Consider the following 11,428-nt stretch of genomic DNA (forward strand, 5'->3'; position numbering starts at 1 on the left):
TTGTTTGAAAAAGTAGAGTGGAAGAAGTTGGGGGAGATAATAGATTATGAACAACCTACAAAGTACATCGTAAATTCCACTCAATATGATAATAAATTTAAAATACCTGTCTTAACTGCAGGTCAAACATTTATTCTTGGATACACCAATGAAATAGAGGGGATTTATAAAGCTAGTAAAGAAAATCCTGTTATAATATTTGATGATTTTACAGCTAGTAATCATTGGGTTGATTTTGAATTTAAGGTTAAATCATCAGCAATGAAAATTTTAAAATCTAAAAACCAATTTGTAAATCTTAGATATTGTTATCATTATATAAAAACTATAAATTTTGATGTTACAGAACATAAGAGAATATGGATATCAAAATATTCACAATTAGAAATCCCAATCCCTCCATTGGAAACTCAGGAAAAGGTTGTGAAAATCCTCGATAAATTCGATACTTTAATAAACGATTTATCCCAAGGGTTACCGAAAGAAATAGAATTAAGACAGAATCAATATGAATATTATAGGGAAAAATTATTGGATTTTCCAAAAGAAAATTAATTTTGAAGATAAAATGCAGAAAAATATATTTTTATAAATAAAAAGGAGTAAACATGTCGGAAGAAGTAGCAAAGTATAATATATCAGCAATTGCTGAGATGACAAACGGAATTATTTTAGCTAATTATAAAAAGGATGATCATATACAGGAACCGGGTTTTCAAACTGAAACGCAGTTAGAAAATGATATGATAAAAAATCTTGTATCGCAGGGTTACGAAAAACTTGAAGCAACTTCAAATGAGGATTTATACAAAAATTTGAAAGTTCAAATAGAAAGATTGAATAAAGTAACATTTACACAGGAAGAGTGGAGACGTTTTTTAGTTGAATATTTAGATGCTCCCAATGATGGTATGACTGAAAAAACACGTAAAATTCAGGAAAATCATATTTATGATTTTATATTTGATGACGGGCATTTGAAAAATATTAAAATTATAGATAAAGAAAATATCCATAATAATATTTTGCAGGTCGTACATCAGATAAATCAGAAAGGAAAACATAATAATCGTTACGATGTAACTGTTCTTGTGAACGGGTTGCCCCTTGTGCATATAGAATTGAAAAAGCGGGGAGTAAATATTCATGAAGCTTTCAATCAAATTCACAGATACAGTAAGGAAAGTTTTAATGCGGAAAATTCACTATACAAATATGTACAGATATTTGTGATTTCCAACGGAACTTATACCAGATATTTTGCGAATACGACAGCTCAAAGTAAAAATAATTATGAATTTACTTGCGAATGGGCAGATGCCAAAAACAAAGTAATTAGAGATTTGGAGGACTTTACAAAAACATTTTTTGAAAGACGTACAATTCTTGAAGTTTTGACAAAATATTGTGTATTTGATGCGAGCAATACTTTGCTTATAATGAGACCTTATCAAATAGCGGCGACTGAACGTATTTTGTGGAAGATAAAGTCGAGCTATGAAAGTAAAAAGGCAGGGAAAACAGAAGCAGGGGGATTTATCTGGCATACTACGGGGTCGGGGAAGACACTTACTTCATTTAAAACGGCAAGGCTGGCAACCGAGCTTGATTATATTGATAAAGTCTTTTTTGTAGTTGACAGAAAAGATTTGGATTATCAGACAATGAAGGAGTATCAAAAGTTTCAGCCTGACAGTGTAAACGGAAGTAAAGATACCAAAGAACTTAAAAGAAGTATAGAAAAACAGGATAATAAAATAGTCGTTACTACAATTCAAAAGCTAAATGAATTTGTGAAGAAAAATCCTAATCATGAAATATACGGTAAACATTGTGTTCTTATTTATGACGAGTGTCATCGTTCTCAGTTCGGAGATGCTCAAAAAAATATAAGAAAAGCGTTTAAATATTATTATCAGTTCGGATTTACAGGTACACCGATATTTCCGGAAAATTCATTAGGCGGAGATACTACTTCGGGAGTATTCGGGGCACAATTACACAGTTATGTTATTACAGATGCTATTCGTGACGGGAAAGTACTGAAATTTAAAGTTGATTATAATAATATCAGTGCGAAGTTTAAATCTGCAGAGACTGAAACAGACGAAAAAGAACTGAAAAAACTTGAAAGAAAGATGCTGCTTCATCCTGATAGAATTTCCGAGATTACTAGACATATTTTAAGAGTTTTTGATGTTAAGACTCATCGTAATGAATTATACAGCGTGAAGCAACGTCAATTAAGTGGCTTTAATGCAATGTTTGCAGTTCAAAGTGTAGAAGCGGCGAAACTTTATTATGAAGAATTTCAAAAACAGCAGGAAAATTTGTCTGAAGAAAAAAGGCTGAAAGTAGCTACAATATACAGTTTTTCTGCTAATGAAGAACAGACTGCTATTGGAGAAATTTTTGAAGAAAATTTTGAACCGAATGCTTTGGATTCCACTGCAAAAGAGTTTTTGGAAAAGGTAATAAATGATTATAACGGATATTTTAAAACGAATTTTTCAACTAACGGAAATGAATTTCAGAATTATTATAAAGATTTGTCAAAAAAAGTAAAAAATAAAGAAATTGATTTATTAATAGTAGTCGGAATGTTTTTAACAGGATTTGATGCTCCAACTTTAAACACGTTATTTGTTGATAAAAATCTGAGATATCACGGATTAATTCAGGCTTTTTCAAGAACAAACCGTATTTTGAATAAAGTCAAAACTTTCGGAAATATTGTATGTTTCAGAAATTTGGAAAAAGCAACACAGGACGCTATAAAGACGTTTGGAGATGAAAACAGTGTAAATATTATTTTAGAGAAAAGTTATGAGGAATATATTAACGGATTTAAAGATGAGGAAACGGGAAAAACAGTCAAAGGATATACTGATATATGTAAAGAAATTATTGAAAAATTCCCTGAGCCTACAGAAATTGTCCTTGAAGCTGATAAAAAAGAATTTGTTCAATTGTTCGGAGAACTTTTAAAATCTCAAAATATACTTAGAAATTTTGATGAATTTGAGAACTTTGAAAGTGGAATATCCGACAGACAAATGCAGGATATGAAAAGTGTCTATGTCGATATAAGAGAAGAAATACTAAATTCAAAATCACAAGAAAATAGCAGTAACAGTTCACAAATTGATTTTTCCGATGTTGAGTTTCAGATTGATTTATTGAAAACGGATGAGATTAATTTAGATTATATTTTGACTTTGATATTGGAAAAATCTAAAGAAAGTGAGGATATAGAATCTTTGAAATCCGAAATTCGGAGAGTTATCCGTTCGAGCCTTGGGACACGGGCTAAAGAGGAGCTTATTATAGAGTTTATTAATAAAACGAAGTTATCCGAACTGAAAAACAATAGCGATATTCTTGAATCTTTTTATAAATATGCGAAAAAAGAAAGAGAAGCAAAAATTGATGAATTAGTGAATGAAGAAAAATTGAAAGATGATTCCAGGAGATTTATTAAAAAGTCTATTGATAAAGGATGCGTGGAATATGCAGGATCAGAACTCGACAGTATATTACCACCGACTTCCCGTAGGCAGGGAGCTCGCGAGGCTAAAAAACTTAGTGTTTTAGAAAAAATTAGAAAGATTGTTGAGGTTTTTGTGGGGGTTTAGAAAGAGAAGTAAATAATTATATTAACTAACTCAATAAAATCAACTATGTACTTTGGAGATTATTTTTTTCTCACTGCCTAAAATAGTTGACATTTTTCGAAAAAGTGCTATAATATACGTACCTATAGGGCAAACCCCAAAGGGTAACTTATTAAAGAAATAAAATTTGTGAACATAAAAGGCTGGTGTTTTCCAGTCTTTTTTGTTATAATTTTGTTGGCTTCACAAAGCCATATTTCTTTAATAAAGAGGTACTGCAATGCTTAAAATAGCAGCTGTACTGATTTTTCTTTTAATCAGTTACAATTTATTTTAATCATCAGACCTCAACCCTTCGGGGTAAAAAACTTTCATGATATAAAAGCCGTGATTTTTTTTAATTTTGAAAAAATAAAATTATTTTAATCTTTTTATAAATATACAAAAAAGAAAGAGAAGCAAAAATCGATAAGTTAGTGAACGAAGAAAAATTGAAAGAGAATTCCAAGAGATTTATTAAAAAGTCTATTGATAAAAGGTAAGTGGAATAATGAGGATCGGAACTCAACAATATATTACCGTCGACTTCCCGTAGGCAGAGAGCTCGTGAGGCTAAAAATTCAATATTTTAGAAAAAATCAGAAAGATTGTTGAGGTTTTTGTGGGAGCTTAGAAAAAAGACATTGATGGGGCTGTCTTTTTTTAGATTTTCCAGTTAAAATTAACTAGATTTTTTTGATAAAAAATTTATCCACTTTTTTATATTTTTTGGAATAATGTTTTGAATTTTTAAATCTTTATTTTGAACAAAATGATATAAATTTTCAGATGTGATTTCTTTTATGTAATTTTTATGTTGTTCTTTAGAGAAAGTAACTTTTCCTTTAGTAGTCAAAATATAAACTTCATTATTATCGTTAATAAGATGTTCATAGTTTTTAGTTTCTAAATTAATCTCTCCGTTTTTAACTTGAATATAAGCAGTTTTTCCGGTTTTATAATTTAATAAAACACATTCATATAACTCTGTGGAATTTTTATTAGTTGAAGGTATACAAATATATCCTTTTTTATAGAATAAATACATACAAACTAAATCTTCACAATCAGAAGGAGATAAATAATTAAAAAAAGTTTCACAATCATTTTCAAAATTATCAAAATTGTATTTTTTATCTTTTATATTTTTTTCATCTATCAATCTATTATATTCAAGTTTGGAAAATTCAGGTATACCTTTTTTATGAATTTTCTGTAATGTTCTTCCTCTAATAAATGCAGTAGTTAAACTTCCAGGAATAGAACTTTCATCTCCAATTTTAATCCAATCAATTGAGTTTATATAGTTTGCTGCATCTTTATTTAAATATTCCTCTTCATAACAGTAATTATATTTGCTATTTTCCTTTACCTTTCCTAAAAAATAAATTCCCCTATCTCTAATCCAAATTAAATCTCCAAATTTTACAGAATTTGCTAAATTTCTCACACAGTTTATATCTTTATATAGTTGTTTTTTATATTTATTATAAAAATTTTCGTAATCATTGAAATTTTTAATAAGATTTCTCTTATTTTTTATTTCTTCAAATTTTCGACTATCTCCTTTTGAAAGTCTTTCTAAATCTTTATCCAATAAACTCCAACCTATAGCAGCTGTTCTTTTTTCTATAAGAAAAGGAGCAATACTTTGCCCATCTGATGAGGCTGTATTTGTCTGTAATCTCCATATATTAGTCATAAATCCTCCATATTTATTTTTTGAATTCTGCATAGCTTCAAAAGCCAGAAAGATATAATGTCATCACAAAAGTTAAATCTTTTGATTCATTAATAACTACATGTGATGAAGTCGTTTCTTCAAAGCTTTTTATTGTTTTTTCAATTGCTGTCGAAAGTGTTACTCCCACTCTATAGTTCCAGGCGGCTTAGAAGAAATATCATACACAATTCTGTTGATTCCGTTCACTTTGTTTATGATTTTGTTCGACACGTCCTCTAAAAACTCGTAAGGCAGTTTTGACCATGTGGCAGTCATAAAGTCGATAGTATTTACCGAACGGATAGCAGCCACATATTCGTATGTTCGCTGATCGCCCATAACTCCTACGGTTTTCACAGGAAGTAGGGTTACGAAAGCCTGATCCACTTTATTATAAAGCCCTTGAGCCATAAGTTCGTTTATAAAAATGTCATCAGCCTCCTGCAAGATTTTTACTTTGTCGGGAGTAACCTCTCCGATAACTCTTATCCCCAGTCCCGGTCCCGGAAACGGATGTCTGTTTATAATAGTGTCGGGCAATCCCAACTCGTGTCCGACTTTTCTCACTTCATCTTTAAACAGCTCTTTCAAAGGTTCGAGCAACTCAAATTGCAAATCTTCGGGCAAGCCTCCTACATTGTGGTGAGATTTTATAGTATGCGAAGGGCCCTTTATAGACTGGGACTCAATTACGTCAGGATAAATAGTCCCCTGTGCCAAGAATTTCGCTCCTTCCTTTCCTTTGAGTTTTCTGATTTCTTCGTTAAAGACTTGGATAAATTCATTTCCGATGATTTTTCTTTTGGCTTCAGGCTCATCTACGCCTTTCAGTTTATTTAAAAATCTGTCTTTGGCATCAACGAAAACAATATTGAGATCAAAATGTTCTTTGTAATATTCGAGGACTTTCTTGCCTTCATCTTTTCTCAAAAGCCCTGTATCCACAAACATACAAGTGAGCTGTTTTCCTATTGCATTGTTTATAAGGACGGCGGCAACCGACGAGTCCACTCCTCCTGAAAGAGCGAGTAGTACATGTTCATTTCCTACAGTTTCTTTTATCGATTTTGCTTTTTCTTCGATAAATCCTGCGATTTTCCAGTTTTTTTCACATTTGCAGATGTTGAATATAAAGTTGGAAATTATTTCCGTTCCGCACTCAGAATGAACAACTTCCGGGTGAAATTGCAAGGCATAAATGCCGTTATTGTTAGTAATAGCGGCGATTGACGAATCGGTTTCAGCGATTATTTCAAAACCGTCGGGAAGTACTGTAATATGGTCATTGTGACTCATCCAAATACTTGAAGTTTTGGGAATGTCCGAAAGTAAAGGATTCTGTCCGTCGATTACTTCCAATATTGCCTTTCCGAATTCACGTGATTCGGCTTTCTCGACTTTTCCGCCGTTCAGATGAGTTATGAGCTGCATTCCGTAGCAAATACCGAGTATAGGTATTCCCAAATTAAAGACAGCTTTGTCTACAGTAGGAGAGTCCTTTTCGTAAACAGAAGCGGGACCACCTGAAAAGATTATTCCTCTGACTTTCTCTTTTCCGCTTTTAATTTTCTCAATGTCAATAACAGGTACAATTTCGCAGTAAACTTCCATTTCTCTGATTCTTCTCGCAATAAGCTGACTGTATTGAGAGCCGAAATCTACAATTAAAATTTTCTCTTTCACAATTTCACCTCTTTTTATATGATAATTATTGATTTTTAATAAATTATATATTATTTTACGGGATAAATCAATATAAATTAAAAAATCGGGCAATAACCGAAAATGTTGATTTTACCCGATTTTACAAATTATGTCATTATTTTAGTTTTATCTTCTCCGTCGTCTTCAAAAATGAAGTAATCAAGAACTTTCAATCTTACTTCTTCTCCGACTTTCAGAGTATCGTATGTAGAAGCTCTTGCAGTAACTCTTAAAATGTTGCCGTTACCTACTTCCACTCTCAAGTCGTTACAGTCTCCCAAGTAAAATTTGGAAAATACTTTTCCTTTTATCTCTCCGTCATCGGAAAGAATAACATTTTCAGGACGGATAGCCACTATGACATTTCCGTTCAGGTCACTTTTATTAGGCAAAGTCTGACCGTCACTGTCATTTAAAAGTATATTTCCGTCTTGAACTTTTCCCTTTATAAAGTCGACTTTTCCGACAAAGTTTGCAACAAATATATTATTAGGACGGGAATAAATTTCCTGAGGAGTCCCTATTTGTTGGATTTCCCCTTTGTTAATCAAAACTATTCTGTCGCTCATAGTCATTGCTTCTATCTGATCGTGAGTTACGTAAATAACTGTGATTTTAAGTTTTTTAGTTATTTCTTTTATTTCGTATCTCATTTCTTCTCTTAATTTGGCATCCAGGTTGGATAGAGGTTCGTCCAGTAAGAGTATTTCGGGCTGTGCTACCAAAGCTCTTCCCAAAGCTACCCTTTGCTGCTGTCCTCCTGACAACTCCGAAGGAAATCTGTCTTTGTACTGCTCCAAATGGACTATTTTAAGAGCTTTATTTACTTTTTCTTCTATTTCGCTTTTACTTGCCTTTTTTATTTTCAAAGGGTAAGCAATATTATTGTATACATTCATATGAGGCCAAACCGCATAAGACTGAAATACCATTCCTATTTCTCTTTTTTCGGGAGATACAAAGCTGTCTTTTCCTGAAACGATTCTGTCTCCTATATAAACTTCTCCGCTACTCGGTTTTTCAAAACCTGCTATCAATCTCAACATAGTAGTTTTACCGCAACCCGACGGACCTAAAAGCGTTATAAATTCTCCGTCTTCAAATTTCTGATTGAACTCCTGTAAAACCTGTACGTTTCCAAATGATTTTGTTACTCCTGTTATTGTTACCGAAGCCATATTTTTCCTCCTGCTCTAAATTGAAAATTGTCCTTTTGTAAGTTTGCTTAAAAGATAGTTTACTGCAATTACGAAGATTAAAATAGCCGTCGCAAGAGCACTCGCTACCTGTTGACTGTGGTAAGTCTGATAAATATATAATTCATAACCGATAGTTTTCGTTTGTGACGAATAAAGCAGTGTTGACATTGTCAATTCGTAGAACGACGGCATGAATATAAGGAAAAATCCTGCCACAATACTCGCTCCTATTAGAGGAAGAGTTACGTCTTTCAGCATACGGAGCCAGTCTGCTCCCGATATTTGAGCCGCTTCTTCCAGTGAAGGATGGACCTGACTCATTGCCGAAACTACCGTTCTCATTCCCATAAGCATGTATTTTATCATGTATGCTATTATCATTATTGTCAAAGTGTTGTAAATATTGATTTTGAATTTACCGCTCATGGATATTATAAGTGCCAGAGCTATTGTAACACTCGGTGTCCCCGAACCTAAAGTTATAAGGAAATCGGGTATTCTTTTTCCTTTTACGTTTGTTCTCTGCAATAAGTACGCCATTATACATGAAATCATAATTCCGAAGAATGCCGCTGCAAGTCCTGCTATTATACTGTTTTTAGTGGAACTTAGGATAGAAGCTCTTGAAAATACTTTTTCCCACGCACTTAAAGACATATTTGACAGACCTAAAGGTTTTCCCATATTTACAGTGAAAGAAGTCAATGCTACTGTTATAAAAGGCAATATTACTACGAAAAACGAGAAAACTGAAATTATTATTGTTATAGGTAATCTCCATTTTCCAAGCTCAACTATATTAGGTCTTGTAGATTTTCCGCTCATTGTTATATATTGTCTTTTTCCTATTACGAAAGTCGTAATATACAAAACGATATTTGCGATTACCATTAGAAATACCGCTAAAACCATTGCGTCGTTCAGTCCTTCTTCGGAACCAATATGCACAAAGTCAATAATACGTGTAGTTACAGTGTAAATCTGTCCCGGTGCCCCGATAATCGAAGGAATACCGAATGCCGAAGCTGAAGCTACGAAAACAAGCAGTCCTGCCGCTATTATACTCGGAGTCATCATAGGTATAGTTATCGTCATTAAAGTTTTAAGAGGAGAAGCTCCCGATATTTTTGAAGCTTCTTCCAATGACGGATCCATTTTTTCCATTGCTCTTGATATTGTTATAAAGGCGTAAGGGTAATAAAAACACGTAAGAACCCAGACGATTCCTCCAACTGTGTAAATATTGAAGGGTGCTTTGGATAAACTGAAAACCTGCATAAGAAATTTATTTAAAATTCCCGCATTGGGGTTCAACAGTCTTAACCAAGCCATAGCACCTACATAAGGAGGTACCATATATGTAGTAACAAACAAAGTTCTGAAAAACTTTTTGCCATACATGTCAGTTCTTCCTACTAAAAATGCTAACGGGAATGCCAGTACAACTCCGAAAACAGTTGTCAATCCCGAAATGACGAGTGTATTTATCAGTGCAGTCCAGTTTAAATCGTAAGTATAAACTCTTTTAAATGATTCAAACGAGAAACTTCCTTTAGGAAATAAAGAACGAATTAATAAATAGGATAGGGGAAGAACTTCAAATATTACCAAAAAAGCTACAACTGCCAGTATAACTATCCATTTTATATCTATGTTATATTTTTTTCTGCCTGTCATTTTTCCTCTCTTTTCCGAAATTAAGTTTTAATTATTTTTTAGCTTTTGTTATGTGTTTTTCAAATATTTGACGTAAATTTTCTCTGTCATGGTAAGTTTTATCCCAATTTATAGGCATAGCCGCTTTTAATATTTCAGGAGTAGCCAATGCATCGAAAGGTGCTTTTTCAGGATTTTTCAATACTGAGTGCATCCAACCTTCAACTATAGCTTCCTGTCCTGCAGGAGATAAGAACCAGTCAGTCAAAGCTTCAGCCGCTTTTATGTTTTTATTAGGCGACATATCTTCTTTTATAGTCATTATTGTACTTGGAATAGCTATTATCCCGTCAGTAGGATAAATTACTTCAAGTTTTGATCCTTCTTCCTGTCTTTTTTTCAAAATGGATTCTTCCAATATCATGATTTCTGCAGCTTCTCCTGTTTCCAATTTTGTAACTGCAACAGATCCGGATTCCACAACTGCGTTTTGTTTGGACAGACTTTCAAAATATCCTTCTCCGTATTTGTCTGTCAATGCAGATACGGCTGCTAAAGCTGTTCCTGATTTTAAAGGATCAGGAATGGAAATTTTTCCTTTTAAGCTTTCTTTTTTAGCAAAATCGTCAAAAGTCAAAGCCAAGTCTTCTTTTTTGTATTTGTCGGGATTGTAAGCCAACACCATATTTAATATACGAACAGGATACCAGTATCCTTCTTTGTCATATTCCAATGCAAGGTTTTCAGCATTTTTAGATAAGTAAGCATGTAAAACACCTTTTTCTTTTAATTCTAAAGAATATGAAGGTTCAGCAACCATAAGCATATCCGCACCTATTTTATTTGCCTGCATTTCTGCTACTATTTTTGATTGAAGTGTTCCTGTTCCGCCTTGGAAAAATTCTACTTCCAAATTAGGAAATTCTTTTTTCAGTTTTTCTTTTACGTTATCAATAATATCTTCATACATGGAAGTATAGATAACGATTTTTCCTTTTATTTCAGCATTTTTTCCGTCAGAGGCAGCCGAGTCGCCTTTCTTTCCGCAAGATGTTAAAATCAACATTACTAAAGCTAATGATAGCAATAAAAATTTCTTTTTCATGTTCTTTCCTTCTCTCTAAAAATATATGTTCTTTATATATATATTTTACCTTAATAATTTTAAAAGTCAATATAATTTTTTATCTACTTTTTTAAGAAAAAATTAGTAAAAAATAACCGACCAAAATTTTATCTACTTTTTTCTTAAAAAAGTAGCAAAAAACAACCGACTAAAATTTTACTAACTCGAAATAACTCACTCCACTATAAAAACAACAAACTCGCTTCGGATTAAAAATCCTCGCTCAAACAGTTGTTTTTATAACGTTCTGTATCGTATTTCTCGAAGTAAAATTTTAATGTCGGGGATAATTTTAGAAGATATTTGGGAATGTATATTTATTAAAGAAATAAAGATTATTAAATATTAGTAAATGGACTATTATTTT

At 32.5% G+C, this 11,428-nt stretch carries 7 protein-coding genes; 2 read left to right on the forward strand and 5 right to left on the reverse strand.

Going from position 1 to position 11,428, the window contains the following annotated elements:
- Window positions 1-555: a restriction endonuclease subunit S gene (locus FVE72_RS00735; RefSeq protein ID WP_232049458.1), complete on the forward strand. Its 555-nt coding sequence runs from the start codon at window positions 1-3 to the stop codon at window positions 553-555.
- Window positions 556-608: 53 nt separating this feature from the next.
- Entirely contained in the window at window positions 609-3,635 is a 3,027-nt protein-coding gene (locus FVE72_RS00740) for a type I restriction endonuclease subunit R (protein ID WP_026736872.1), read from the forward strand.
- 700 nt (window positions 3,636-4,335) lie between these two features.
- Here FVE72_RS00740 and FVE72_RS00745 read toward each other — a convergent pair.
- The 5 genes from FVE72_RS00745 to FVE72_RS00765 form a co-directional block, all read right to left on the reverse strand.
- Window positions 4,336-5,250 carry a hypothetical protein gene (locus FVE72_RS00745; RefSeq protein WP_146966311.1) on the reverse strand — a complete coding sequence of 305 codons (915 nt, stop codon included), beginning with the start codon at window positions 5,248-5,250 and terminating at the stop codon, window positions 4,336-4,338.
- A 264-nt stretch (window positions 5,251-5,514) separates the two neighbouring features.
- Entirely contained in the window at window positions 5,515-7,062 is a 1,548-nt protein-coding gene (gene guaA, locus FVE72_RS00750; protein WP_026736874.1) for a glutamine-hydrolyzing GMP synthase, read from the reverse strand.
- Window positions 7,063-7,187: 125 nt separating this feature from the next.
- Entirely contained in the window at window positions 7,188-8,258 is a 1,071-nt protein-coding gene (locus FVE72_RS00755) for an ABC transporter ATP-binding protein (RefSeq protein WP_026736875.1), read from the reverse strand.
- Between the two features lie 15 nt (window positions 8,259-8,273).
- The gene (locus FVE72_RS00760; protein ID WP_026736876.1) at window positions 8,274-9,956 is read right to left on the reverse strand and encodes an ABC transporter permease; all 1,683 of its coding nucleotides are present in this window, start codon (window positions 9,954-9,956) and stop codon (window positions 8,274-8,276) included.
- Between the two features lie 31 nt (window positions 9,957-9,987).
- Window positions 9,988-11,040: an extracellular solute-binding protein gene (locus FVE72_RS00765; protein WP_026736877.1), complete on the reverse strand. Its 1,053-nt coding sequence runs from the start codon at window positions 11,038-11,040 to the stop codon at window positions 9,988-9,990.
- Window positions 11,041-11,428 lie beyond the last annotated feature (388 nt).

Origin of the sequence: Pseudoleptotrichia goodfellowii (assembly GCF_007990505.1) — a bacterium.
Classification (GTDB): Bacteria; Fusobacteriota; Fusobacteriia; order Fusobacteriales; family Leptotrichiaceae; genus Pseudoleptotrichia; species Pseudoleptotrichia goodfellowii.